This window comes from Mycobacterium sp., from assembly GCF_049647605.1.
Classification (GTDB): Bacteria; Actinomycetota; Actinomycetes; order Mycobacteriales; family Mycobacteriaceae; genus Mycobacterium.
Genome location: NZ_JBARXZ010000207.1, coordinates 1 through 25,379, shown reverse-complemented (window position 1 = coordinate 25,379; position 25,379 = coordinate 1). Strand labels below are relative to the sequence as shown.

Here is a 25,379-nt window from a genome sequence, read left to right as displayed (position 1 = left end):
GGTGAATCCCGCCCAGGGAACCCGAGTTTGCGTCTGCTCGCGGCGGTTCTACCGGGCTTTCCAGACCGGCTGACGCTTCTCGGCGAACGCCAGCGGCCCTTCCTTGGCATCCTCGCTGCGGAACACGCCCACCATTTCCTTCATGGTGCGCGTCCAGCCGTCCTTCTCGTCGGTGACCACCCCGGCATCGACCCCGTGGGCGACCCGCTTGCTGGCCTGCACCGCCAGCGGCGCATTCCCGGCGATCCGCTCGGCCAAGGCCAGCGCCGCCTCCACGACGGTGCCGTCGGGCACCACCTGATTAATCAGGCCCCACTTCAGCGCATCCTGCGCGCTCAGCGGTTCGCCGGTGAGGATCAGCTCCAGCCCGATCTTGCGCGGCAGTTGGTCGACGATCCGGAACACCCCGCCGGCTGCGGCGATGAGTCCCCGCTTGACCTCGGGCAGCCCGAACTTCGCCCGCTCCTCGGCCACCACCAGATCGCTGGCCAGCGCCAGCTCGGTGCCTCCACCGAGGGCCGTACCGTTGACCGCGGCGATCGTCGGCTTGTCGATGAAATGACTGACATAGCCGGCAAATCCGTATTCGGGATGCTCAGGATGAAAGAGGTTCTCCCGCCGGGAGATCGCCTTGAGATCAGCACCCGCGCAGAACGACTTGTCCCCGGCACCGGTCAGCACCACCACCCGCACCTCCGGGTCGGCTTGCGCCGCGGCCAGCGCATCCCCGACCGCGGTACTCACCGCGGCATTGACCGCGTTGCGGGCCTCCGGCCGATTGATCGTGATGATCAGGACGTTGCCCCGCCGTTCGGTGAGGGCACCCGGAGCATCCTGTGGCGCAACAAGATTGTCGGTCACAGCAGCTCGAGAATGGTCGCGTTCGCTTGGCCGCCACCTTCACACATGGTCTGCAGACCGTACTGAATTCCCTTGTCCCGCATGTGATACAGCATGGTCGTCATGATACGGGCGCCGGATCCGCCCAGCGGGTGTCCCAGTGCGATGGCGCCACCGTTGGGGTTGAGCCGCTTCTCGTCGGCACCGATGTCCTTGAGCCAGGCCAGCGGCACCGGCGCAAATGCCTCGTTGACCTCGAACACGCCGATGTCGTCGACCGACAATCCGGAACGCTTCAACGCCTTCTGTGTCGCCGGGATCGGTGCGGTCAGCATGATCACCGGATCGGCGCCGGCCAAGGTCGCGGTGTGCACCCGCGCTATCGGCTTGAGTCCCAACGACTTCGCCTTCTCCGCGGACATGAACAGCAGCGCTGCCGATCCGTCGGAGATCTGCGAAGAGTTGCCGGCGTGGATCACGCCGTCTTCTTTGAACGCGGGCTTGAGCTGCGCCATCTTCTCGATCGGGGTACCGCGACGGATCCCTTCGTCCTTGGTGATCGCGACGTCGTTGCCGTCGGCGTCCTTGGTCTTGATCGCCACGATCTGATCCTCGAACGCCCCGGCATCTTGGGCCGTCGCGGCCTTCCCGTGTGAGTCGAGGGAGAATTGGTCCAGCGTGGTGCGGTCGAAGCCCCACTGCTGCGCAATCATCTCCGCGCCGATGCCCTGGTTCGGATTCTGGCCGTACCGGCTGCGGAACGCATCCGGATAGGGGTGGCCGCCGCTGGCCAGCGAGGAGCCCATCGGGGTCCGCGACATCGATTCGACACCACCGGCGACCACCACGTCGTAGTGACCGGCCACCACGCCGGCGGCGGCGAAGTGCACCGACTGCTGGCTGGAGCCACACTGCCGGTCGATCGTCACCCCGGGCACCGTCTCGGGCCATCCGGCCGCCAGCACCGCGGTCCGGGCGATGTCGAGGGCCTGCTCACCGGCCTGCATCACACAACCCCAGATGACGTCTTCGACAAGGCCGGGGTCGACGCCGGCACGCGCGACGAGTCCGTTGAGAACCTGCGCCGACAACTCCGCCGGATGCACCCCCGACAGACCTCCGTTGCGCTTGCCGACGGGCGAGCGTACCGCCTCCACAATCACGGCTTCAGCCATGAACCTCTCCTCCCAGATCACCGTGCCAGTGACCAACTAAACAGTTGGTCGTCACCGTCGTTCTTAACACTTGCAGTGGGTACACCTGCGGGGCGGGTCGGAATTTCCCGAAGCCCACCCCGGGTTGCACCCGACGTTGCCCGTTCAGTGAAAGGACTCCTCATGACTCGGATCGCCGTCATCGGTGGCCACGGAAAAGTTGCCCTGCACTTGGCCCGCGCCCTGAGCGCCGACGGGCATCAGGTGACCTCCGTGTTCCGCAATCCCGACCACTCCGAGGAGGTCGCCGCCACCGGCGCCCAGCCGCTGGTCGCCGATATCGAGAGTCTCGGCACCGATTTGCTGGCCGACCTTTTGGCGGGTCACGACGCGGTGGTGTTCACCGCCGGTGCCGGTGGTGGCGATCCGGCGCGCACCTACGCCGTCGACCGGGATGCCGCGATCCGCGTCATCGACGCGGCCACGCAGGCAGCGGTGCCCCGTTTCGTGATGGTGTCCTACTTCGGCGCCGGCCCTGATCACGGTGTGCCCGAGGACAACTCGTTCTTCCCGTACGCCCAGGCCAAAGCCGCCGCCGACACCCATCTCCGAGCGAGCCGGCTGCAGTGGACCATCCTCGGGCCAGGCAGGCTGACCCTCGAAGCAGCCACCGGCCGGATCGCCCTGGACGTGGCCGGCGAGGTGTCCCGCGAGGACGTTGCGCTGGTGGCCGCCGCGACGTTGGCCGACGACTCCACGATCGGTCGCACCATCGAGTTCAACAGCGGCGACACCCCGATCGCCGAGGCCATCCATCGTTGAGGCTCAGTCGGAATCATTCGAGGTCACCTGCACCGGCACGGTGTCATCCCAGGGTTGGCGCGTCACCATATCGGCGACGTTGAGGTAGCCGCTCTCGAATTCACCGGTGGCGGCGTCGACGAGCCGGTACCGCTGGGTCTGCCGGTGAATGGGTTGAGCGTCGAGCATCACGATGCGCACCTCCCCCGGCTCGAAATGACAGCGACTCTGCAGCGCCGCGACCAGCTGCTCGTTGCTCATGTGCCCGTCACCGAAATTCCAGCCGATCGCCGTCGACACGATCCGCTCACCGTCGGTGACGGTGTAGTCATCCTCGTTCTGCCCGGCCATCGCCCGGTGAGCGAGCGTGAACAGTGCGCGACCGTGGGTGTTGAAGGAGCGGAACGCATATCCCATGTACATCGGGATCTGTGCGGCCTCTTTACTGCCGTAGAACTTCTCGAGCTGCGCCGCCGGCATGCTGGCGATCGCAGTGATACCGGCGGCGATCTTGGCGTCCGCCGCCGGCTTGATGCACCACAGCGAGGTGTCCCAGTTTCCGGCGTAGTAGCGCATGCCCGGCAGGAACGACACCTTGCGCGGGAACAGGTTCCCGATCACCACCGTGCCGGCGACAACCACGAACAACAGGATCGGCAGCGGACTGTCCATATCTGCCAGGCCGACATCGGCGTGCCCGACAAACAGCGCCACCACGCTGAACATCATGAAGACGTTCCACTCCAACGGAACCCCCATCGGGATCGACGACAAGATGCCGAAGTGGAAGCACAGCATGACAACTGCCGCGATGGCGGTCACCCAACCACCATGTGAGAAGAACAGCACCAACGGCACCAGACCTTCGATGGCGGTGGAGAAGTGCGCCAGGAACCGGGAGCGACGGCCGGGCCGCAGGTCATCGGGGAAATGCTCGAAGAACTTGCGTTTGATCGCCGGCGACCGGAACACCGGGTTGTTGCTCATCATCGTCGAGATGACAAACGGGAAATGCTTGTTCAGCTTGGAGGTGGCAGCACCGAGCCAGATCACCAGGCACACCAATTTGGCCGCGATGATCATGTCCACCACGCTGTAGCCGGCGAACAGGCAAGCCACAGCCAGCGAGCCGTACACCTCGCCGCGGGCGGCCAGGAAGATCACCTTGTCTCGGAGGCCGATCACCGCAAGTAACCCGAGCACCGCCCACAGCTGCCACTGCGGCAAGGTGCCCACCCCGGGCCCCACCCCGTCGGAGAACAGCGGGATCAGCAACGCCACCAGCAGCGCGGCGTAGACCGCGGCGTCGAACGGGGTGCGGTTGTCCCCCTTGGTCAGCGGGATCCGGTTCGGCCATGGTGGCAGCCGAATGGTGCCGGGCCGCAACCAGTACAGGGCCGAGCCCATCGGCGGGAAGAACCGATTGTTCAGCGGGCCGAAACCACAACCGAGGCCGACGACTTCGAACAGCATGGTGTAGAGCACAACCTTCTGGAAGACGATCGGCTCGTTGTACCACTGGGCGACATCAAAAAAACCGTCGATCCCCTTGGTCGTCAGTACCACCAGCCAGGCACCGAGGATGTAGGCCAGGATCTTGACCACATAGAACAGGTGCAACGCGACGGGTGTGCCGAAGCCGACTTCGGCCCAGTGCCGGGCCATCGGGACGATCTTCTGCGCGCGAGTGCCCTTGCTCCACTCCTCGAAATCGATCTGGGGAGTGTTCTGCTTCAGAAATCCCATACCGGTCAGACTAGAACGTGTTCTAACTCTTTTTTGGGAAGTTCAGGTGCCGGCCGTGAGCGGGGCTATCCCAGTGCGTGGTCCAGTCGGTCGACGTACTCGTCGATGTCGCCGGCAGACTCGGCGGCGTGCACACTCACCGTCACCGTCTCGCCGACACCGTTCACGCCGTGTACCAGCGACATCATCGGTGACAGTGCCGGGTAGCCGGAGGTGAACAGCACGGGTGCGGTACCGAATCGCAGGTCGGCGGCACCGCGATTGACGCTGGTGAGGACGGTGTGTCCGGTCACCTCGGGTGCGCGAGCAGTCTCGTCGAAGCGCCCCACACCCCATCGCAGCAGCGCCGCGGGCACCGCCTCCTGCGCGTGACGGGCGGCTACGGTCGCCGGATGCTGCCCTCGGACCCGTCCGGCGGACAGCTCCGCGGCGATCCGTTCGGCACGTTCGGCCACCGCCAGTTCCGGACGCAACGCCACGCCGATATTGCGGAAGTGGTTGTGCGCATGCCGGATACCGCTGTGTGCGATCGGCACTTCGGCGGCCAGCCGGGTGGTGTCCTGCCCGCGGTCCCCGAGAAATCCGGCCAGCGCTGTGGACACCGCGGCCAGCACCGAGACGGTGACGGTGGGCCCGCCCAGGGTGTCGCGGCCACGGATCAGGGTGGCCACCCGACGGGCCCCCGCAGGTGCGGAGTTTGCCAGGAGCGCCGGCCGCGGCGCCGGGGCGGCGACCAGCACACCGGCCTCGATGTCTTTCAGCAGCTGCCGATGTGTCCGCGCCGCGGCCACCGAACGTGCCAGCAGACTCCCCCGCGCCGGGCCGGCGATCGGCGTCACCGGCGCCGGCCGGCCGAACAGCCATCCCGCAAGGTCCGCGGAACGGGTCCCGTCAGCCAGCGCATGCGAGATCTGCAGCACCGCAACCGTTGCCGGGCCGATTGCCCCCGGAACCCCGACAACCGGAGTGAAGACGTGCAGCCGCCAGGCCGCCGCGGTGGGGTCCACCTGGTCATCGGCCAACGCCGTCACCCTGTTCAGGCAGCCTGCCCAGTCGCACCCCGCATGGATCACCAGCTGGGTGGCCGCCACCGATGCACGGACCCACGCGGGATACGCGGTGCGCCTGTCATCGAGGATCCGCAGCTGCAGGTCGTGGCACATCGATGCGCGACGGCGCAGCAGCTCCACGACCGGTTCGACGGGCGGTGCCCCGTCGAACGCGTACAGCAGGAACTGATCGTTGGGCACCTTCGCAGACAACCAGTACGTCTGGGCGTCGACGGCGGCCAGTCGAGACACCACCGGCGGTCAGCTTGCGGTCGCAGCGAATTCGATGATGAGGTCAGCGACCCTATCGGGACGCTCCAGCTGCAGGAAATGCCCGGCATCTGCGATCACCTCGGCCCGGCTACCGGCAGGCAGGATCCGCCGTACCCATTCGGTGTAGGCAGCCGAGGCGCAGCCGTCATCGCGGCCGTGCAGGTACAACACCGGTATCACCGGCGCCGACAGCCAATGCCGATGCAGCGCGGCAAACCGTTGCGGCGGAGCGGAGTTGCGTATCGTCGCCCGGTAGGGGCCCAGCGCGGCGCGCCAGCGGGGCGGGGCGCCGATCGCCGTGACGACGTGCGTCAGGTCCTCGGTGGCGTCGTAACCCGGCGACCACCGCCGCCACAGTCGCCGCGGCACCCACTGTCCGGAATGCTCCGGCAGCCAGGGCAATTGGAAGTACATGATGTACCAGCTGCGCAGCAGTTGGCGGGGCAGCAGCGCAGCCAGCCGCACCGGATGCGGCACCCGACGCAACGGGGTGAACGACGCCGACGGCGGCACCGACATGATGACCGCCTTGCCGAACGGGCGCTCCGGCATCGCACTCAGGCCGGTTGCCGCGATCGCGCCCCAGTCGTGCCCGATCAGCAGGTCGGCATCGGTCGCCCCCATCGCTTCCCGGACCTGGAGCGCGTCATCCATCAGGGCGCCGACGTGATAGCTGCCGTCGATGGGAAAACCCGACGGTGCGTACCCACGCATCATCGGAGCGACAACACGGTACCCGGCGGCCACCAACCGCGGTGCGACCTTCTCCCAGCCGAACGCGGTGTCAGGAAACCCGTGGAGACACAATGCGATCGGGCCGTCCCCGGCCCCCCAGGTCAGCGCTTTCAGCGTGACACCGGAGGCGGCGATCTCGACCCACTGCGGTTCTGCAGTCATCGAGAACTCAGACAGGTTCGAATTCGGAGATCAGCCAGCGATCCCCCACCAAGTCCATCGTCACCTGCACGCTGGACGTCGTCGATGTGGGTGCACCGGCCCCCACGACCACAGTCTGGTTCACGAACACCAGAACCACAGCTTTGTTCGGTTCCGCTGAAACCGAGGCCACCGCAGGAACATTCGCCACTGCCGAGATCTGCTTGTCCTTCGATCCCGGGATCACCACGTCGTCGATCAGCTGCCGGTAGGAGTCCCGGAACTCGCCGGTCAACAGCTCCTGCGCCGAGCCGAGATCCTGCTCTACGGTGTCCGGCTTGTAGGACAGCAGCCGGACGGTGGCGTCCTTGGCGACCTGCATCGAGGCTTCGCGCACGGCGTCGGCGTCACGCACCGAAGAATCCTGCCATTTCAGGTATCCCGCCGTGGCACCGAGCAGCAATGCCAACACCGGCAACACTGCAAACGCCAGCACTCGCACCCAGTCGGTGTCGGCCTTGGCGGTGACGGGCTCTTCGGTTGTTCCAGGCTCGGATTCGGCTTCACTGTCTTCCACGGCGACGGTAAGCTCGCCGGCTTCCGCAGCGACCGTCGGCTCGCTGTCCTCCGCAGAGACCGTCGGCTCGCTGCCCTCCGCGGCGGGCGTCGGCTCTTGAGGTTCGGCGGCGCCGAGAGTGGTCTCCTCGGCGGAGCTGTCAGTCTCGGCCGGCACCGTCTCGTCGACTTCGGGTGTCTTGTCCTCGTTGGTCACGGTACGAACTCCACGTTGGAAACCTTCACATCCTGCTCGACCTGCTTCACGGTGATACGCATCCGCCAAGCGCGTGGTTCTTGTTCCGGCGCACCGATGTTCGAGGTCGTCACCGTGATCGCGACGAGAACCTGCGCACCGCCCGGATCGTCGGATTCCAGTCCCGCCGAGGTGACCTCGCCGACCGACTTCGACTGCGCCTGATTCACCACATCGATGAAAGGTTGGGCACGCGCGGCGAAGTCGTCGTAGAACGTGTCGGTCGCCGAATCGAGGATGCGCTGAACATCGGCGTCCACCGTCGCCGAATCGATGGTGGTCAGGTTCAGCGCCGCCTGCCGGCCCACCTGCAGAAAGACCTGGCGTTGCTCAGCAGCCGCGCGCGAGTCCATGGCGCGGTATCCCAGCCAACCGACCGCAGCGCCCAGCGCCACCACCACAACCACCCCGATGATCAGGGCCAGCTTCACCGGCGACATCGACTCCGGCGCGGCCGCGGCGATGTTCGCGGTCTCCTCATCGAAGTCCACGACGTCACCATCGTCACTGCCGGCGGCGTCAGCGTCAGCGACCGTCTCAGTTGTGTCGGTGGTGTCTGATGGATCGGTCTCTCGAGGCGATTCCGTCGCACCCTCGGGGTCTGTCCGGTCCGTTGTGGACTCGGTCAGCTTCCCTTCGGGGGCAGCAGCATCGTCTGCCATGTTCGCTCCTCTGCGGCACCGCGGGCCAAATCGGCTTGCTTGTAGACATGCCCGTCTGGTCCAACGTACGTGCCGGTGGTTGGGTCGTATTCAGCGGCTGCGATCGGCGGCAACGCCGGAGCCGGCGGTGGCGCCGCAACCGCAGGTGGCAAACCGGGCGGAACATCGGGAATCGCTTGCCCCGAGTTGGTCGCGTTGGGATCGCCCTTCCAGTTGAAGCCTTCGTTGAGCGGCGCGTACACCTCGTCGCTCTCACACTCCCGCACGGTCGCCGCGCGTTTGCCGGGCACCGTTGTACAGGGCGTGTTGCGGACGCCGCGGACGTTGAACGCGGAGTCTTGCGGGATCCGGCAGTACAGATTGCCCGGGGCCCGGTCCGGTGCGTCCACCGCGGCGGGTGGGCGCTGCTGCTGGGCGGGCAGGAAGCCGGTGGTGCATGGCGGCGGCAGGTTGAGGTTCAGGTTGAAGCTCAGGTACGCGCCTTTGTAATCCTGCTTGGTGTGCCGGTTGGCCACACCGATGGCGGAGGTGACGGCGGTCCCTTGCGGCAGCAGAACCAGCAGCTGCTCGAGGTTCGGCTGATAGGTGATGGCCACTTCACCGACACTGACCAGGTTGGCCAGCAGCACCGGCAGGCTCGGCTGGAACCGGTCCAGCAGCGCACGCACCTCGTCGGCAGCCGGCGAACCCTCCACGATGACACCCCGCACCGCAGGGTCCTGATCACGGAGTTGGCCGCTGATGCTCGCCAGGTGCGACGCCCACGCCTGGATGGAGCCGCCGGTATCGGTCTGCGAGTCCAGTACGGGCTGGGACTGGTCGATCAACGTCGTCAGCTCGTCGAGGTTTGCCCGGCTGTCGATCGCCAGCGCGGTCGAGCCCTTGACGAACCTCGCGATATCCGGTCCCAACCCGCCGATCGCAATGTAGGCCTCATCGATCGCGGTCTTGAGGTTGTCTTGCGGAATCGCTTGCAGACCACGATTCGTCGCGTTCAGCAGCGTGTTGACATCGGTGGGCACCGACGTGCGATCCATCGGGATGACATCGCCGTCGGCCAGGTCGGGGCCGTCACCGCTACGGGGCAGCAGTTCGATGAACTGCTCACCCACCGCGGATTGACTGTGCACCTCGGCATCCAGATCGGCCGGAATCGGCTGATTCGAGCGCAACACCAAAGTGGCCGCGACACCGCGGTCCGTCAGCCGGACATCGTCGATGCGGCCGACCTCGGTGCCCCGGTAGGTGACGTTGCCGCGCTGATAGATGCCGCCGGCCTCCGGTAGCTCGATGGTGACGCGGTATTCGCCGGCGCCGAACAACATGGCGGGCAGGTTGATGAAGTTGAAGATCATCACCGCACCGGCGATCAACGAGACCAGGATGAATATCGCGAGCTGCGTCAGGATCTTTTTACTCAGATGCATGATTAGGGCCCCTGATCCCACCGGTAGGGAGCGATGAGCGGATTGGCGCGGGTGTACGGGCTCGGCAGCTGACCGATGGTGCGGCCCCATTGCAGTTCCAGCTCGGTCAGATCACCTTCCCAGCGCGTGCCGGTGAACATGCCGCTGTCGAGCCGACTCAGCGTCAGGTCGAACACCAGGCTGAGGTTGCCGTAATCGCCACGCATCCAGTTGTGCAGCGTCTCCTTGGGCCACGGGAATGTCGGGAGGAAGCTCAGCGAGCGGGTCAGCGCCGGACCGGCATCGGCCAGCGACTGCAGCACCGGACCGACGTCCTTGAGTTCCTGCACCAGGGCCTCGCGGGTCTGGTTCACCGAATCGGCGGCGAAGGCGCTGAACTTGCCCAGCTGCGCCAGTGCCTCGGTGAGCTGCTCGCGCTGGTCCTTGAGCACTTCCAGGGCATCGGGAATGGTGCGCAACGCCTGGTCGACAACGGGTTTCTGGTCGGCGAACTGCCCGACCAGATTGTCGAGGCTCTGCGCCGCGGCGATGATGTCGTCTTTCTGCTCGTTGTTGTACTGGATGAACAGATCCAACTGCTCGATCAGGGAACGCAGGTCACCTTCGCGGCCGGCGAAGGCCGTGCTCAACTCGTGGGTGATCTCCTGCACCTGCGCGATACCGCCGCCGTTGAGGATCAGCGACACCGCCGCCAGCGTCTGCTCCGTGGTCGGATACGCACCCGAGGCGGACAGCGGGATCACCGACCCCTCGGTCAACCGGCCTTCTGGCGCTTCGTCTTTCGGGGGCGCCAACTCGATGTGCAGCGAACCGAGCAGGCTGGTCTGACCGACCGTCGCCGTTGCGTTGGCGGGGAGTTCGACGTTGCCGTTGAGTGTCATCGTGACCAGGGCGTGCCAGTCCTGGCGTTCGATCTTGCTCACGTTGCCGACGGTGACATCGCCGACCCGCACCCGCGAGTTCTGCTCGATGTTGTCCACATCCGGCATCTGTGCGGTGATCGTGAACGCCCCCGGCCCGGTGCCTTCGGTGCCGGGCAACGGCAGCGAGTTCAGTCCCTGCCAGTTCCCGCAGCCGGTCAGCGTCATCGCCGCCGCTGCGGCGGCAACGCCCGCGGTGGCTCGCACTCCGAGGGGCCTCATCGGCCACCTCCCGGGACCATCAACCCTTGCAGACCATCGGCGGGATTGGTCGGAACCGCTTCGGCCGCCAACGGGGACGGCGCGACGACCGGTGCCGCTTCCGCGGGCAACGCGGGCCCGCCGGCCACCGGCGGTGCGGGTGGCGCGGGCGGGCGTGGCGGAATGTAGTCCGGCCGCATCCAGTCCTCGCTCCAGGTCACCTCGTTGGGGCGCGCCTGCGTGCCGACAAACAGGTTCTGGCCGATCGGCAGGAAGTTGTACTGCCGGTTCTTGATGATCGGCGCCAGATACTGCACACACAGCTTCGACGACTGCTCGGCGCCGAGCCGTGATGCCGCCTGGATGGCGCCACACAGGAACGAAATCGGGTTGGCGAAGTTGTTGATCGCCAACACGCTGGTGGCCGCACCTTGGGCGGGCTGATAGATGTTGATGTAGTTCTGCAAGGTGTTGGGCGCGACGTGCAGCACCTGTTCGACGTCATCGAGGTTGTCGTTGAGAATGCTTGTCACCGCAGCCAATTTGTCCGACGTGGTCCCCAGGGTCTCCCGGTTCTCGGCCACAAAGGTCTGCACCTCACCCACCGCGACATTGAGATCACGCACGGCGGAGGCGATCTCGTCGGGGTCATCGGCCAGCAAGCCGGTGACATCAGCCAGGTTCTGGTTCAGTTGCCGCATCAGGTTGGTGCTCTCCTGCAACGCGGCCACCAGGATCGACAGGTTTCGAACCGTCGAGAAGATGTCGGTGCTGTGATCGCCCAGCGCCGAAAACGCCTGCGACAGTTTGATGACGGTTTCCCGGATGTTGGCGCCCTGGCCACGCAGGTTGTCCGCGGCGGTGTTGATCGCCGATCCCAGCGTGCTGACACCTCCGGCTTCGGTGGGCTGCAGGGTCTCGGTCAACCGCTTCAGCTGTTCACGGAAGGAGTCGTACTCGACCGGCACCGCGGTGCGTTCCTGGGGAATGACGTCATCGGACTGCATCACCGGGCCGCCGGTGTAAACCGGGGTCAGCTGGATGGCACGCCCGGTGACCAGGGCCGGCGACAGGATCGCGGCCTTCGCGTCGGCAGGCACGTCGTGCTGGCTGTCGTACCAGAACGAGATCCTGACGCGCTCCGGTTCGGGTTGGATCTCGTCGATCTTGCCGACCGTCACCCCGAGGATCTTCACGTCGTCACCGACGAAGATGCCGTTGCTGTTGGCGAAGTAGCCGACCACGTGGGTCCGGTTGACCGGACCCCCCGGACGCAGCAGGACCGCCACACCGGCAACAAGAGTGAGCACCAGCACCGCAGCCACCCCGAGTTTGGTGTTGCGCGACAGCGTGTTACGAGCGGTTGTCACTGTCCACCTCCCGCGTTGGCGGGATCAGCCGGTCCCGGTGCCGGACCGAACGTCTGAGTCACCGGGGGAACCTGACCGGGGGCCGGGATGGCCACCGGGGCGACCGACGGCACCGGGGTCGACGCCACACCGGCAGGCGCGAGTGCGGGCGGGCCGGGCGGCGGTCCCCCGGGTGCCGGTGCCGGACCGGGGTCGCGGTACGGGTAGCAGCCGGTGGGCCCGGGCAGCGGGATTCCGGGCGGACCGCATCCCTGATCCCCCGGGTTACCGGTGATGGCGTCGGGCAGGTTCAACCTCGGGTCACCACCCTGGCCGGTGCGCGGGAACGGAATCGGCAGCGCCGGGGTGCCCTGCTGACCGATCTGCGGATCAACGCGATCGGTGGGCAGCAACACGTTCGGGTCGAGCCCGAGATCGGAGAACGCCGCGTCGATGAACGGCTGGGCGAACTGCCCCGGGATCAGGTTGCTGATGTAGGACTTGAAGAACGGGCCCGCAGACACGGATTCGCCGAGCGCCATGGCGTAGGTCGCCAGCATGTTGATGGACTGCGCCACCCGTTCCTTACGGTTTTCGATGGTGGCCAACACACCGTTCAGCTTGTCCAGCGCCGGCTTCATGGTGGACCGGTTCTCCGCGATGAATCCCACCAATTGCTGACTGACCGCCGAGACATTGTTGGAGATTTGATCCAATGCACTGCTCTGCGTTTGCAATTCGGCCAGCAGCGCATTGGTGTTGGCGATCAGGGACACTACTTGGTCGCTGCGCTCAGCCAGGACGGCGGTCGATTTGTTGGCATTGCCCAGCAGTTCACGCAGCTGGGCGTCACGTTCGTTGAGTGTTTCGGAGAACCGCGCCACCCCCTCGACGGCCAACCGGAGATCCGGCGGCGTCTGCGAGAAGGTCTCCGAGAGCACCCGCAGCGAATCCGAGAGCTGGTCGGTGTTGAGCCCGCTGATCGTGGTGGTCAAATCCCCCAACGCATCGGGCAATTCGTAGGGCGGGGTGGTGCGATCCACGGGGATCGGCCCGTCGAGCTGACCGTCTCCCCGGGGTGTGACCTCCAGGAACTTCGATCCCAGAAGGCTTTTGGTCTTGATGGCCGCCTCGGCACGATCACCGAGACGTACGCCGTCTTTGACATCGAAGGAGATACGCACCTGGGTGCCGTCGAGCTCGACTCCGGTCACCTGACCGACCTGCAGGCCCGAGACCTGCACGGGCGACCCACTGTCGATGCCACCGGTCTCGGCGAAGTACGCGGTGAAGCCCGTCGAGGAGTTGATCAGCGGCAGCTTCTTGTAGTTCAGCGCCAGCAGCACGATCGCCACGATGCCGACAATTCCGACCAGGCCTATGACAAAGGTATTGCGTTCAGCGAAAGGTTTCATCGCGGCGCGCACCTCCCCGTGCTCTGCCCGGCCACCTTGACGTACACCGGCTGGCCTCCCTTGCCGTTGAGCTTGAGCGCGACGTCGCACAGGTAGAAGCTGAAAAAGTCGCCGTACATACCCTGGCGGTTCAGGATCTGGTAGGCGTCGGGCAGGGTGTTGAGCAGATTGTCGAAGTAGTCGTGATCGGCCAGGACCACTCCGGCGGTGCGATCGGTTTCGGTGACCACCTTCACCAACGGCGGACGCGCCTCCGACAGCAGGGCGGTGATCGAGCCGGCGGCCTCATTCGTGTACGCCAAGCCGGTCGCTATCTCGTCCTTGCGTGCCGCCAGTCCCTGCACCAGCTCGGACAGTGCGGTCACCGCCTTGCCGAACTGATCGCTCTGTCCGGCAAGGGAACCCAGCACGGTGTTCAGATTGACGATCACGTCGCCGATGAGCTGGTCCCGGTCGGCAAGGGTGTTGGTCAGTGACGCCGTCTGCGACAAGAACGAACCGATGGTGGCACCTTGGCCCTGCAAGGCGCTGATCAGCTGCCCCGTCAACGCGTTCACCTGATCTGCGTTCAACGCCTGGAACAGCGGACGGAAACCGCCGATCAGGGCGTCGAGATCCAGCGCAGGTTCGGTCTGGGCCAGCGGGATCGTGCCGCCGGGGTTCAGTTTTCGGGTACCACCGGCGCCTTCGACGAGCTGCAGGTACCGGCCACCGATCAGATCGTCGTACCGGATGACCGCGCGGCTACCTTCGGTCAGCACCACCGAGTCGTGCGCGGTGAACTCCACCAGCACCGTGGAGTCGTCACGGATGCTGAGGTCCTGCACCTTCCCGACCTCGACCCCGGCAATACGCACAAAATCGTTGGCCTTCAGTCCGGTCACATTGGTGAATTCGGCCCGATAGGTCTGTTCCTTCTCGAAACGCATCTGACCGAACACCGCAAACAGCGAGAACATCCCCAGCAAGCAGACAACCAGGAAGATGCCCAAACGCCAGATGGCGCCTCCCAGGTTGTCTTTCACGGTTGCCTCGCTCGATTCTCGCTTGGTGTCACGGGGTGGTCAGGGATCAGGGGCCGGGCGCTGCCGGGTTGGGTATCGGCGTCGGCGGCAACGGTGTGGGCTGCTGACCGGGGTGATGCACGATGAACGGTTCCGAACCCGGGGTGGGCCCCGGTTCCCGTGCGTCCATCGGCGGCGGCGCAGGTGGCAGGTTGTTCCAGATCGGGGTTCCGTCCGGGTGGTACATCTGCGCACCGTACGGGTAGTCGCCCGGCTCGGGGATGACCTTCGGCGGGTTGCCCGCATTCGGTCCCGGCGCGGGTCCACCGAAGAGATTGCGCACGCTGGGCGGCTCCGGCACACCACGGGTGACCGGCAGGTAGTTGGCGTAACCCGGGAAACCGATGCCCGGATTCGGCCGGAGATCGACGCCGGTACCCCAACCGGTGTTGGTGACCAGGGCACGCACCGGCCAGTTCTGGTCCGGAATGGGCAGCGACCCGCAGCCGGGCTGTCCACCGGGGCCACCCTTGGCTCCGATGATCGGCAGATGGTCGGGGAACCGGTATTGGTCGTCGCCCAGCAGCGCGCCACCGTCGACGATGAAGGACTTCCCGTTACCGCCGGTGGCGTCGTAGGCGCCGTTGTCGAGCAGCCATTTCGCTCCGACCAGCATGCAGGTGTATTCGGGGTTGTACTTCATCAGCAGGTTGGTGGTGGGCTCCAGGCTGTTGATGCCCTTGATCAGGTTCTCCTGGTTGGGCGCCAGCAGAGCGATACCGCTGTTGGAGAGCCCAATCACGTTGAGCAGCAAGGCGTCCAGCGGCTTGGAATTCTCCACGATGGTGGTGCTGGTGGTGGACGCCGCGTTCAACGCGCTCAGGATGTCCTGCGCGGCACCGCTGTAGGCGTCGCTGAAGCCGGCCAGCGCCTGCCAGTCCTCACGGATGGTCTCGCTGCGCGGATTCAGGGCCAGCAGCACCTCGTTGAGTCCGGTGGTGGCTTCGCCGATCCGTTCACCCTGACCACGCACACCCTCGGCGAGTGCGGAGAGCACGGCGTTGAGTTTCATCGGATCCACCTGGTCGAGCACCCCGACCAGGTTCTGGAACACCGTGTTGACCTCGGTGGTGACATTGCGGGATTTGACCACCGCGCCGGAGGCAAGGCGGTCGGAGCTCGGGTTCTCGGGGTAGATCAGATCGACGAACTTGGCGCCGAAGACCGTGGTGGCTCTGATCTGCGCCTCGACGTTGGCGGGGATGTGCTGGATCTGGTCGGGGAAGAGCTCCAGACGCAACGACACCGCCACCGGATCGCCCGGGCCGCCGTGGATCGAGCTGACCCGCCCGACCTGGACTCCGCGAAGCTTGACCTTGCCGCCGGTCTCCATGACCAGACCGGCGCGGTCGGAAGTCAAGGTCACCGGGACATAGGTCTTGTAGGAGCCGGAGAACAACGCGGCGGTGCCGAACACCAGCGCGACGATGACCGCCAGCAAGATGGCCGTCCACCACCCCGGGTGCAGGCCGTGGCCCTTCTCCTTTTCCGCAAAATCCATGTCGACCCGCCCTATCCCGACAGGTTGAAGTTGCCGGACTGGCCGTAAACGGCCAGTGAGATCATCACGGTCACGAGGGCGGCGATGACAAGCGACGTGCGCACCGCGCGGCCGACCGCCTCGCCGACACCGGCCGGGCCGCCGGAAGCGGTGAAGCCGTAATAGGTGTGCACCAGCATGATCACCAGCGCCATCACGATGGCCTGCAGGAACGACCAGATGAGGTCGACGGGGTTCAGGAACGTCCGGAAGTAGTGGTCGTAGACGCCGCTGGACTGGCCGTAGATGACCGTGGTGCCCACTCGGGCAGCCAGGAACGACATCAGTACCGCAACGCAGTACAGCGGGATCACCACGACCACACCGGCGATCACCCGCGCCGACGCCAGATAGGCGATGGTGCGGATCCCGATGACCTCCAGGGCGTCGATCTCCTCGTTGATGCGCATGGCGCCCAGTTGGGCGGTGGCGCCGGCCCCGATGGTGGCGGCCATCCCCACGCCCGCGGTCAGCGGAGCGATCAGCCGTACGTTGAAAAATGCCGACGCGAAACCGGTCAACGCTTCGACACCGATCGTCGCGAACTGGTTGTAGCCCTGGACGGCCACGAGTGCGCCCGTCGACAACGTGAGGAATCCGACGATGGCGATGGTGCCACCGATGACCGCCAGCGCGCCGGCACCCAGGCCCATCTGTGCGATCAGCCGGACGATCTCGGTCTTGTAGTACAGGAAGGCATCCCAGATGCCTTTGAGCGTGTACCCGTAGAACTTGGTCTGCAGACCTATCCGGTTCCAGCTGTCGGCCCAGCTGTTGAGGGTGCGGCGCAGCCGCGGGTTGCTTCCGTGAACGGCCGTCATACGTTGGCCTCGACCCCGACCGCGGTGGCCAACACGTTGATGACAAACAGCGCGATGAAGGTGAACACCACCGTCTCGTTCACCGCGTTGCCGACACCGGCGGGACCACCACCGACAGAAATGCCCTTGTAGCAGGCGATCAGCCCTGCTGACAGCCCGAACAACGTCGCCTTGACCAAGCAGATGATCACGTCGGCGGGACCGGTGATCAGGGTCAGGCCTGCGATGAAAGCGCCCGGGGTGACGTGCTGGACAAACACCGAGAAGAAGAATCCGCCCGCGATACCGACGACCACCACCGTCGCCGACAGCATCAGGGCCACGATGGTCGCGGCGAGCACCCGGGGCACCACCAGCGCCTGGATGGGGTTGATGCCCATGACGCGCAGCGCGTCGAGCTCCTCACGGATGGTGCGTGCGCCCAGGTCGGCGCACATCGCGGTGGCGCCGGCACCGGCAACCACCAGCACGGTGACGATCGGGCCGATCTGGGTGACGGTGCCGATCGCGGCGCCGGTTCCGGAGAAGTCGGCGGCGCCGAACTCGACCAACAAGATGTTGAAGGTGAAGACCAGGAGCACGGTGAACGGGATCGACAGCATCAGGGTGGGCACGATCGACACCCGCGCGACGAACCACGTCTGCAGGATGAGCTCGCGCCAGGCAAACGGCGCCCGGAACATCGCGACGAAGGTGTCCAGCGTCATGGCAAAAAAGCCACCGACCGAACGCACCGGCTTGGCGATCACCTCAGGGGTGGCCATCAGGGCCCCCCTCCCGACTGATCCCCAATGAAAGCCGGACGTGCATCAAACGCATGAGCCGCTGATTCCCCTCCGACACAGAACCTCTTCCTGCGCTAAAACTGTGACTCATGACACAGACCGCCCGAGCAACCTACACCACGTTTTTCGCGTCTAGCAACACTTGACGTGACCTTGCAATACGGCCGCTACAACCTGTCCGCGACGCCTGCGATCTTCGCACACCGAGCGCACTGAGGTGCGCGCTCTGAGAGATCTTGATCACAAAGATGCACTTGGTCACTTGTCAGCAAATTTGCAGCCACCAATGCCGAAATCGTGCTTCTCCTGGCACCGGCGAGGGAAGTCGAAGGTCACGGTCACAGAACGCTATTTCGGTCTGCGCAATGGATTACACGATGCGGCGGTAACGTCCCCACACCGTCGGCGGCGGCAGCGCCGAAGGCATTTCCCCACGCCTGCGCCGGCAACCCTGGACGGGCGCGCCACAGCAACGCATTTCACCGTCGTCGCGGCACGGTGCCCACAGAGCCTCCACGGCAAGCGGGAGTGCCTGCCCGCCTTGGCTTCTTGGTTCGAGGGCCACGTACGACGCGACTTTCGGGCGGTGCCGCCGTCGCTGGGGGCTGCGCTCGATCCACACCCCGGCGCCGGAGACCACCCGTCGCGTCGTAACGTCGGAGTCCGGCAGCATCGAGAGGACGCCCGTGAGCACAGCGCAGACAGTCGAATTCCAAGGCGAAGGCGGTATCACCCTGGTCGCTGACCAGTGGAACCGGCAGGCTGCTGACACCACAGCGACGCCAACCATCTTGATGCTCCACGGCGGCGGCCAGAACCGGTACTCCTGGAAGAAGACCGGCCAGATCCTCGCCGACCGGGGATTCACCGTCGTTGCCGTCGACACCCGCGGTCACGGCGACTCCGACCGCTCCCCCGGCGCCGACTACGAGCTCGAAACCCTCACCGCTGACGTGCACGCGGTGATCGAGGCCATCGGCACACCCGTGGTGATCATCGGCGCCAGCATGGGCGGGCTGACCGGCATCCTGGCCGCACACGAAGCCGGCCCACAGCGGGTCGAAAAGCTGGTACTCGTCGATGTGGTGCCACGGTTCGAGAAAACCGGTAGCGCCCGCATCCGGGAATTCATGCTCAACCACATCCACGGGTTCGACTCGCTGGAAGCCGCCGCCGCGGCCGTCGCCGAATATCTGCCGCACCGGGTCAAACCGAGCAACCCGCAAGGCCTGGAAAAGAACCTGCGACACCGCGACGGGCGCTGGCATTGGCACTGGGATCCGGCGTTCCTGACCAAACCCGGCGATGACCCTTTTGAGCGCACCGAAAAACTCGAGGCAGCTGCCGAGGCGCTGGAAATCCCGCTACTGCTGATCCGCGGCCAACTCTCCGACGTCGTCAGCACCGAGGGCGTCAACGATTTCCTCCGGAAGGTGCCACACGCCGAGTTCGTCGAACTCTCCGGTGCCGGCCACACCGCCGCCGGCGACGACAACGACGCCTTCAGTGACGCGGTTGTCCAGTTCGTCACGCGCGCAGCACCCCGGCCCGAAGCCGGGTGAAACCGTCGGTTGACTCTCGGGCGCGCCCGGTTTCAAGAATTGTCGGCCTCGGCTTCGGCCAGCCGCTGGTGCAGCCGGGCCCGAATTTCGTTCGGTGTGTAGGCGTTCCGCCGCCGCTGATCTCGGGCGACGAGGACACCGCCGGCGGCGACGCCGACGACACCGGCCAGACCGATCCACTTCCAGACATTGCGCACCCCCACAGTGTGCCTAAGCTGCGGTGGTGAGCGCGAGCATCGGTAGCAACAGCGTGTCCCTGGACAAGGCCCTCGAAGTGACGCGCACCGGCGACATCTGGCTGTTCCGGGGCGCCTCCGGGCCGGACCGGGCCATCCAGACCCTGACCAATGCGCCGGTGAATCACGTCGGGATGACGGTCGCGATCGACGATCTGCCGCCGCTGATCTGGCATGCCGAATTGGGCGACAAACTCTTGGATCTGTGGACCGGCACCAACCACCGTGGAGTGCAGCTCAACGATCTGCGCGCCGCAGTCGAACAGTGGATGACCAAATACGATCAACGCTGTTGGCTGCGTCAGCTGACGCCGTATGCCACCCGCGAGCAGGAGGATGCCTTGCTGCGGGTGATCGCACGCATGAACGGCACCGCCTTCCCCACCACCGCCCGTCTGACGGGGCGATGGTTGCGCGGCCGGCTACCCACCGTCAGCGATTGGACCCGCGGACTTCCCTTTGTGCACAGCAGAGTTCGAGAATCGGCGAAACGCCGCAAGCAGGCCCGTCGAGTCAGCCTGCAGACTGCCTACTGCGCCGAGACCGTCGCCATCACCTACGAGGAGATGGGGCTGATCAACACCGAGAAGCGGGAGAACTTCTTCGACCCCGGCTCCTTCTGGAGTGGTGACGAGCTGCCGTTCATCCCGGGTTGCGAACTGGGCAAAGAGATTTCGGTACTGCCCTAGATTGTCAGGAGCATCAGGACCGCCACCGCTTAGGCTCTGCGCTATGACCGACGCCGTGGTGAGGCATCGTTACACCGAGATCGCCGACGACTACATCCAGCTGTTCGGCGCCGTCACCGACGTCGATCCCCGGGACCGCACATTCCTGCAGCGCCATCTCGGCTCCTGCGACGGCCCGGTGCTGGACGCCGGTTGCGGACCCGGCCACCTGACGGCGTACCTGAACAGCCTCGGCCTGACCGCACGGGGTATCGATCTGGTACCGCATTTCATCAGCAGTGCCCGCTCGAATTGGCCCACAATCGAATTCGAGGTCGGCTCGCTGCGCACCCTCGACGTCCCGGACCGATCATTGAGCGGCATCCTCGCCTGGTACTCGCTGATCCACTGTCAACCCGGCGACCTCGCAGAAGTCTTACAGGAGTTCCAGCGGGCGCTTACCCGCGGCGGCATACTCGTGGTGGGCTTTTTCGACGGCGGCGACGTCGAACCGTTCGACCACAAAGTGACCACCGCCTACCGCTGGCCGGTCGACAAGATGTCCCGGATGCTATCGACGGCCGGATTTGTCGAGCTGGATCGCCAACAGCGCGCCGGCACCGACCACACGCGGGCCCACGCCGCCCTTGCGGTCAGGGCCTAGCGGCTTACCGGTTGCACCGGCACGCACGCCGTTCCGTCAGGCGGTCGCGCAGCGAAGCATCGAATAGACCGTCGGCCCCTGATCGATCAGCGTCGTCGCGGTGACACGAAACCCTGAACGCTCATAGAGTCGCACGTTGCGTTCATCAGACGTTTCCAACGCGACGCCGGTATCACCTGAGTGGCATTGGTCGACGGCGGCCAGGCCGGCCGAAATCATCGCGCCGCCGAGCCCCGCACCCTGGCTGTCCGGGTGAACACCGAGGGTGGCCAGATTCCAGGCATTCTCGGGCTGGGCTGGGGTCGCCACTTGCGCGACGGCCGCCAGCCGTTGGCCGTGCAGCCTCGCCACCTGATCCTGAAACTCGGCAGTCGGTGCAGCCGCAGTGGGCGGCAACAGCGCAATGACGCCACGAAGGTTGTCGCTGACAAGCACAACACCCTGCTCGAGCGCATAACCCAGATACAGCCGTTGGAGCTGTTCCAGCCGGTCCCCGTAACCATCCTCCGGGATCGACCATCGCGTCCAGGCATACCTGTCGAAGGCCGCGGCAAGGGTGCGGGCAGCGGGATCCACGTCCGCGGCCACCGCAGCTCTGATGTCAACTGCCACGCTCATGCCTTTTCTCTCCTACCTATACATCGAACCGGAACTCCAACCGATTCCATCACCGATAAACATCACGACGGTGTCCGACGTGGATGACCCGAACAACCACCCGGTCGTCGAAAACCTGGTAGATGACCCGAAACTCGCCACGGCGGGCGGAGTATCGGCCCTCCATACGATCGCGAAGTGGCTTGCCCACGCAATGGGGATTCTCGGCGAGCGGACCTCGAATGAACTCCCAGCAGGCCACCGCCACTGCCTCGGGCAGCACATCGGTCAACGCCTTCTTCGCGGAGCTCGTCAACTCGACTCGGCAGGTCACCGAGGAAGTCGCCCTTTGGTGCGCATCTCCTCTGTCACCTCATCAAGGCTGTAAATCTGACCCCCCTCGGCCTCAGCCTCACGGACCTCGCTCATCAACTGTTGATCGCTGAGAATGTCGAGGGTTTCCATGATCGAGTCGTAGTCATCCGCACTCAGAATGACGACGGCCCGCCGCCCCTGGCGGGTGACCTCGATGCGCTGGTGGGTGCGCACCGCCTCATCTACGAGCTTCGAGAGGTTGGCCCGCACCTCCGCCAGCGGGAACGTCGTCATGTACAGAATTCTAGCGCACTACTTGCTGAAGCCGCTTTACCGTCAGACGTCGAAGCGGAACTCCACCGCATTGCGCCGCCGAACAACAATCATCGATCCGCTCGCCCGCCCCGCCTCTAGCCTGGGAGACGGCATCAAGAAACGCCATTGACACTCGAAGGGTTCACCATGACGCTCGTCAATCTCAGCAAACAGCACCCCGCCGCCTACAAGACCGTCGTGGCTTTGAGCAAGGAAGCCGACGATGCCGTTGAGCGGGCTGGACTCGACCCGCTGCTGGGCGAATTGGTGAAAATCCGTGTCTCCCAGCTCAATGGATGCGCATTCTGCCTCCGCATGCACACGCGTGACGCGATCGCCAAGGGCGAGTCGGCAGACCGGCTGGCCCTCGTTGCCGCCTGGTGGGAGTCGCAGTACTTCACCGAGCAGGAGCAGGCCGCACTTGCCCTCGCCGAGGACGTCACGCGCCTTCCAGTTCCCGAGCCCAGAAATTGGGACAACGGCTCACTGAACGACGAGCAGGTCTCTGCGCTCAGCTGGCTGGCAATCACCATGAATGCCTGGAATCGCATCGCCATCCGCAGCCACTATCCCGTCGCCCCTTAAGGGCTATCGCCTCATCCGTACGGATTACCCGACTTCCAACGTCGCGCGCACCGGCGTCGTATTTCGGGTCAAATCCAGCACCGGGCAGTGCGCCTCGACGGCCTCATGCAGCTCGCGGTAACGTTCCTCGGTTTCCGGCCCGGTCACCGTCACCATCACCCGGACCTCGCCGAAACCCGCCCGCACACCGTCGTCCAGCCCGAAGAAGCCACGGACGTCGAGGTCACCTTCGGCACGCGCGGAAATGTCGTCCACCGCGATATCGAGCTTCTCCGACCAGAACCGCCACGTCACGATATGGCAGGACAGCAGTGAGGCCAGGTAGAACTCGACCGGGTTCGGGGCCTTGTTCTCCCCACCCAACGCCGGCGGCTCGTCCACCTCAACGCGGTACTTCCCCAGCGTGACCGAGGAGGCCACCGCGCCATGCGCCTGCGCGGTTGCCCGGAACACCACCTTCGCATTGGCTTCGTTTGCCGTGACCGCATCGGCGGTGGCGGCGATTATCCCGGCGAGGTGCTTGGTCGATGTCTCCACAAGGAGGCGATAGTAACGACCGGCAAAGGGCATCATGACCGAGCGGGTGGCTTGAACCGCGATCCGGGCGCCTTCGGTCAGAGAACCTTCTTCACCACGCTCGACTTGAGCTGCATGCGACCGAAACCGGGGACGGTCGCATCGATGTCATGATCGCCGACACCGTCGGAGATGAGCCGAATTCCGCGGACCTTCGTTCCCACCTTGATCACACCGCCACCGCCACCTTTGACCTTGACGGTCTTCACGACGGTGACCGTGTCGCCGTCGGCGAGTGGGTTGCCCACGGCGTCTTTGATCTCGGCACCGGCCTCACGCGTCGCATCATCGTCGGACGACGGGCTTTCCGCAGACCACTCGTGACCACACATCGGGCACACCAGGAGTGCGCCCTGTTCATAGGTGAACGCCTCGCCACACTCGGGACACGGCGGCAGAACGTCAGACATTGAACCGGAACTCCACCACGTCGCCGTCGACCATCACGTAGTCCTTGCCCTCGATGCGGACCTTGCCCGCGGCCTTGGCGGCGGCCATCGACCCGGCCTCCCGCAGATCGGCGAACGACACGACTTCGGCCTTGATGAAGCCCTTCTCGAAGTCGGTGTGGATCACCCCGGCGGCCTTGGGCGCGGTGTCACCCTGGTGGATGGTCCACGCGCGGGCCTCCTTGGGCCCGGCCGTCAGATACGTCTGCAGCTTCAGCGTGTGGAACCCGGCACGGGCCAAGGCGTCGAGACCACGTTCGCTCTGCCCGATCGACTCCAGCAGTTCGGCGGCCGACTCCTCGTCGAGTTCTTGGAGCTCGGCTTCGATCTTGGCGTCGAGGAACACCGCGTCTGCGGGGGCGATCATCGCGCGCAGCTCAGCTTTGCGGGCGTCATCGGTGAGCACCGACTCGTCGGCGTTGAAGACGTACAGGAACGGCTTGGTGGTCATCAGGTTCAGTTCACGCAGCGGCGCGGGATCGACCCCGGCGGCGAACAGTGTCTTGCCGGAATCGAGCAGAGCCTGCGCTGCTACCGCGGCCTCGTGGATGGGCTTGCGTTCCTTGTTGTTGCGCGCTTCCTTCTCCAGCCGCGGCACCGCCTTCTCCAGCGTCTGCATGTCGGCGAGAATCAGCTCGGTCTCGATGACCTCGATATCGGAACCCGGATCCACCTTGCCGTCGACGTGAACCACGTCGTCGTCGGCGAACACCCGGACCACCTGACAGATGGCGTCACACTCACGGATGTTGGCCAGGAACTTGTTGCCCAGACCGGCCCCCTCGGAGGCGCCCTTGACGATTCCGGCGATGTCGACAAACGTGACTGTGGCCGGGACCTCTTTTTCCGACGAGAACACCTTGGCCAACTCGCCGAGCCGGGGATCCGGAAGCGGCACCACGCCCTCGTTGGGTTCGATGGTCGCGAACGGATAGTTGGCAGCCAGCACGTTGTTGCGTGTCAACGCGTTGAACAACGTCGACTTTCCGACGTTGGGCAGTCCTACGATTCCGAGGTTCAGGCTCACAGGACCCAGAGTCTAAGGCCCAACAAGCCGAAAACTGACCCCGCTGACGGTTCGCCGGTGTCGCGAAGCCGGTACGGTCGTCGTGTGTCAGTGCAGCGAGCGAGGTCGTACCCGCCGGCCAGCCATCGTTCGGCTCACCCGAACTTCCCTGGCGTGCCGTGGTGGGGCGCAATCGTCATCGCGGTGACCGCGACGATAGTCGGGTTTGCCTTCGACGCCGGATCCGGGAACAAAGAACTAACGGCGGTCTTCGGGGCGCTTTACTTCATCGGCTGTGTGGCGGCTGTCCTGGCGGTGCGCCAAGACAGTGTGTTCACCGCCGTCGTCCAGCCACCGCTGATCCTGTTCGTCGCGGTACCCGGGGCGTATTTCCTGTTCAATCAGTCCACCATCGACGGCATCAAAGACATCCTCATCAACTGCGGTTATCCGTTGATCGAGCGTTTTGTCCTGATGTTCACGACGTCAGTGGTGGTGCTGCTGATCGGCGCCGCTCGCTGGTATCTCGGGTCGCGGGCCGGTGCTGAAGACGGTACCGAGGAGAGCGCCGACGACACCGCCGCCGCGCAACCGCTGAGCGGGCTGCGCGCCAAGCTCTCGGCACTGATCAACGGCACCGACCCCGAGGACCTGGAAGACGCCGACGAGGGC

General features: G+C 65.3%; 28 protein-coding genes. 6 read left to right on the top strand and 22 right to left on the bottom strand.

The genetic code is table 11. From position 1 onward, the window contains the following. Window positions 1-48: 48 nt before the first annotated feature. Complete coding sequence (locus WBB07_RS26200) at window positions 49-861, bottom strand: enoyl-CoA hydratase/isomerase family protein (protein ID WP_526312094.1); 813 nt, start codon at window positions 859-861, stop codon at window positions 49-51. Then, a complete protein-coding gene (locus WBB07_RS26195; protein WP_526312092.1) occupies window positions 858-2,015 on the bottom strand; it encodes a thiolase family protein in 1,158 nt (385 codons plus the stop codon). The genes WBB07_RS26200 and WBB07_RS26195 overlap by 4 nt, the downstream gene beginning before the upstream one ends. 162 nt (window positions 2,016-2,177) lie before the next feature. On the opposite strand from WBB07_RS26195, the gene WBB07_RS26190 reads away from it, so the two are divergent. After that, window positions 2,178-2,816, top strand: coding sequence for an SDR family oxidoreductase (locus tag WBB07_RS26190; protein ID WP_526312090.1), 639 nt, complete (start codon window positions 2,178-2,180; stop codon window positions 2,814-2,816). A gap of 3 nt (window positions 2,817-2,819) precedes the next feature. Here the strand turns inward: WBB07_RS26190 and WBB07_RS26185 are convergent, their stop codons facing one another. The 13 genes from WBB07_RS26185 to WBB07_RS26125 all read right to left on the bottom strand — a co-directional run bounded on the left by WBB07_RS26185 (window position 2,820) and on the right by WBB07_RS26125 (window position 17,713). Continuing rightward, window positions 2,820-4,541, bottom strand: coding sequence for a DUF3556 domain-containing protein (locus WBB07_RS26185; protein WP_526312088.1), 1,722 nt, complete (start codon window positions 4,539-4,541; stop codon window positions 2,820-2,822). A 65-nt stretch (window positions 4,542-4,606) separates the two neighbouring features. Beyond that, window positions 4,607-5,842, bottom strand: coding sequence for a WS/DGAT/MGAT family O-acyltransferase (locus tag WBB07_RS26180; RefSeq protein ID WP_526312102.1), 1,236 nt, complete (start codon window positions 5,840-5,842; stop codon window positions 4,607-4,609). A gap of 9 nt (window positions 5,843-5,851) precedes the next feature. Next, on the bottom strand, window positions 5,852-6,760 hold the full coding sequence (locus WBB07_RS26175; protein WP_526312086.1) for an alpha/beta fold hydrolase: 909 nt from the start codon (window positions 6,758-6,760) through the stop codon (window positions 5,852-5,854). 7 nt (window positions 6,761-6,767) lie between these two features. Then, entirely contained in the window at window positions 6,768-7,511 is a 744-nt protein-coding gene (locus WBB07_RS26170; protein ID WP_526312084.1) for an Rv1363c family protein, read from the bottom strand. Next, a complete protein-coding gene (locus tag WBB07_RS26165) occupies window positions 7,508-8,212 on the bottom strand; it encodes an Rv1363c family protein (protein ID WP_526312082.1) in 705 nt (234 codons plus the stop codon). Before WBB07_RS26165 ends, WBB07_RS26170 begins: the two co-directional genes overlap by 4 nt. Further along, window positions 8,176-9,639, bottom strand: coding sequence for an MCE family protein (locus tag WBB07_RS26160; RefSeq protein WP_526312080.1), 1,464 nt, complete (start codon window positions 9,637-9,639; stop codon window positions 8,176-8,178). Before WBB07_RS26160 ends, WBB07_RS26165 begins: the two co-directional genes overlap by 37 nt. Before the next feature lie 2 nt (window positions 9,640-9,641). Further along, on the bottom strand, window positions 9,642-10,781 hold the full coding sequence (locus WBB07_RS26155; protein WP_526312078.1) for a virulence factor Mce family protein: 1,140 nt from the start codon (window positions 10,779-10,781) through the stop codon (window positions 9,642-9,644). After that, a complete protein-coding gene (locus WBB07_RS26150; protein WP_526312100.1) occupies window positions 10,778-12,109 on the bottom strand; it encodes an MCE family protein in 1,332 nt (443 codons plus the stop codon). Before WBB07_RS26150 ends, WBB07_RS26155 begins: the two co-directional genes overlap by 4 nt. 17 nt (window positions 12,110-12,126) lie before the next feature. Next, window positions 12,127-13,524 carry an MCE family protein gene (locus WBB07_RS26145; protein ID WP_526312076.1) on the bottom strand — a complete coding sequence of 466 codons (1,398 nt, stop codon included), beginning with the start codon at window positions 13,522-13,524 and terminating at the stop codon, window positions 12,127-12,129. Further along, a complete protein-coding gene (locus WBB07_RS26140; protein WP_526312074.1) occupies window positions 13,521-14,549 on the bottom strand; it encodes an MCE family protein in 1,029 nt (342 codons plus the stop codon). The genes WBB07_RS26145 and WBB07_RS26140 overlap by 4 nt, the downstream gene beginning before the upstream one ends. A 46-nt stretch (window positions 14,550-14,595) precedes the next feature. Beyond that, the gene (locus WBB07_RS26135) at window positions 14,596-16,089 is read right to left on the bottom strand and encodes an MCE family protein (RefSeq protein ID WP_526312072.1); all 1,494 of its coding nucleotides are present in this window, start codon (window positions 16,087-16,089) and stop codon (window positions 14,596-14,598) included. 11 nt (window positions 16,090-16,100) lie between these two features. Beyond that, window positions 16,101-16,949, bottom strand: coding sequence for an MlaE family ABC transporter permease (locus WBB07_RS26130; RefSeq protein ID WP_526312070.1), 849 nt, complete (start codon window positions 16,947-16,949; stop codon window positions 16,101-16,103). Then, on the bottom strand, window positions 16,946-17,713 hold the full coding sequence (locus WBB07_RS26125) for an MlaE family ABC transporter permease (RefSeq protein ID WP_526312068.1): 768 nt from the start codon (window positions 17,711-17,713) through the stop codon (window positions 16,946-16,948). The genes WBB07_RS26130 and WBB07_RS26125 overlap by 4 nt, the downstream gene beginning before the upstream one ends. A 707-nt stretch (window positions 17,714-18,420) precedes the next feature. Here WBB07_RS26125 and WBB07_RS26120 point away from each other — a divergent pair. Beyond that, entirely contained in the window at window positions 18,421-19,296 is an 876-nt protein-coding gene (locus WBB07_RS26120) for an alpha/beta fold hydrolase (RefSeq protein ID WP_526312067.1), read from the top strand. 32 nt (window positions 19,297-19,328) lie between these two features. Here WBB07_RS26120 and WBB07_RS26115 read toward each other — a convergent pair whose 3' ends face one another. Next, window positions 19,329-19,493, bottom strand: a complete 165-nt coding sequence (locus tag WBB07_RS26115) for a hypothetical protein (protein WP_526312065.1) — start codon at window positions 19,491-19,493, stop codon at window positions 19,329-19,331. Between the two features lie 38 nt (window positions 19,494-19,531). Between WBB07_RS26115 and WBB07_RS26110 the strand changes: the two genes are divergently transcribed. Next, entirely contained in the window at window positions 19,532-20,221 is a 690-nt protein-coding gene (locus tag WBB07_RS26110) for a guanylate cyclase (protein WP_526312098.1), read from the top strand. 43 nt (window positions 20,222-20,264) lie between these two features. After that, on the top strand, window positions 20,265-20,864 hold the full coding sequence (locus WBB07_RS26105) for a class I SAM-dependent DNA methyltransferase (RefSeq protein WP_526312063.1): 600 nt from the start codon (window positions 20,265-20,267) through the stop codon (window positions 20,862-20,864). 36 nt (window positions 20,865-20,900) lie between these two features. Here the strand turns inward: WBB07_RS26105 and WBB07_RS26100 are convergent, their stop codons facing one another. Genes WBB07_RS26100 through WBB07_RS26090 form a run of 3 tightly spaced genes read right to left on the bottom strand, consistent with a single transcriptional unit; the run spans window position 20,901 to window position 22,070 of the window. Beyond that, window positions 20,901-21,482 (bottom strand): GNAT family N-acetyltransferase, encoded by a 582-nt coding sequence (locus tag WBB07_RS26100; RefSeq protein ID WP_526312061.1) that lies wholly within the window; start codon window positions 21,480-21,482, stop codon window positions 20,901-20,903. 49 nt (window positions 21,483-21,531) lie between these two features. Next, the gene (locus WBB07_RS26095) at window positions 21,532-21,795 is read right to left on the bottom strand and encodes a type II toxin-antitoxin system RelE family toxin (RefSeq protein WP_526312059.1); all 264 of its coding nucleotides are present in this window, start codon (window positions 21,793-21,795) and stop codon (window positions 21,532-21,534) included. Beyond that, window positions 21,792-22,070: a type II toxin-antitoxin system Phd/YefM family antitoxin gene (locus WBB07_RS26090; RefSeq protein WP_526312057.1), complete on the bottom strand. Its 279-nt coding sequence runs from the start codon at window positions 22,068-22,070 to the stop codon at window positions 21,792-21,794. Before WBB07_RS26090 ends, WBB07_RS26095 begins: the two co-directional genes overlap by 4 nt. Window positions 22,071-22,238: 168 nt before the next feature. On the opposite strand from WBB07_RS26090, the gene WBB07_RS26085 reads away from it, so the two are divergent. Next, entirely contained in the window at window positions 22,239-22,676 is a 438-nt protein-coding gene (locus WBB07_RS26085) for a carboxymuconolactone decarboxylase family protein (RefSeq protein WP_526312055.1), read from the top strand. Window positions 22,677-22,700: 24 nt separating this feature from the next. On the opposite strand, the gene WBB07_RS26080 is transcribed toward WBB07_RS26085, so the two are convergent. Genes WBB07_RS26080 through ychF form a run of 3 tightly spaced genes read right to left on the bottom strand, consistent with a single transcriptional unit; the run spans window position 22,701 to window position 24,728 of the window. Next, on the bottom strand, window positions 22,701-23,246 hold the full coding sequence (locus WBB07_RS26080; protein WP_526312096.1) for an OsmC family protein: 546 nt from the start codon (window positions 23,244-23,246) through the stop codon (window positions 22,701-22,703). Window positions 23,247-23,290: 44 nt separating this feature from the next. Beyond that, the gene (locus tag WBB07_RS26075; RefSeq protein WP_526312053.1) at window positions 23,291-23,662 is read right to left on the bottom strand and encodes a zinc ribbon domain-containing protein YjdM; all 372 of its coding nucleotides are present in this window, start codon (window positions 23,660-23,662) and stop codon (window positions 23,291-23,293) included. Next, on the bottom strand, window positions 23,655-24,728 hold the full coding sequence (gene ychF / locus WBB07_RS26070; protein ID WP_526312051.1) for a redox-regulated ATPase YchF: 1,074 nt from the start codon (window positions 24,726-24,728) through the stop codon (window positions 23,655-23,657). The genes WBB07_RS26075 and ychF overlap by 8 nt, the downstream gene beginning before the upstream one ends. 84 nt (window positions 24,729-24,812) lie before the next feature. On the opposite strand from ychF, the gene WBB07_RS26065 reads away from it, so the two are divergent. Beyond that, window positions 24,813-25,379: DUF6542 domain-containing protein (locus WBB07_RS26065; protein ID WP_526312049.1), on the top strand; the 567-nt coding region annotated here is incomplete at its 3' end.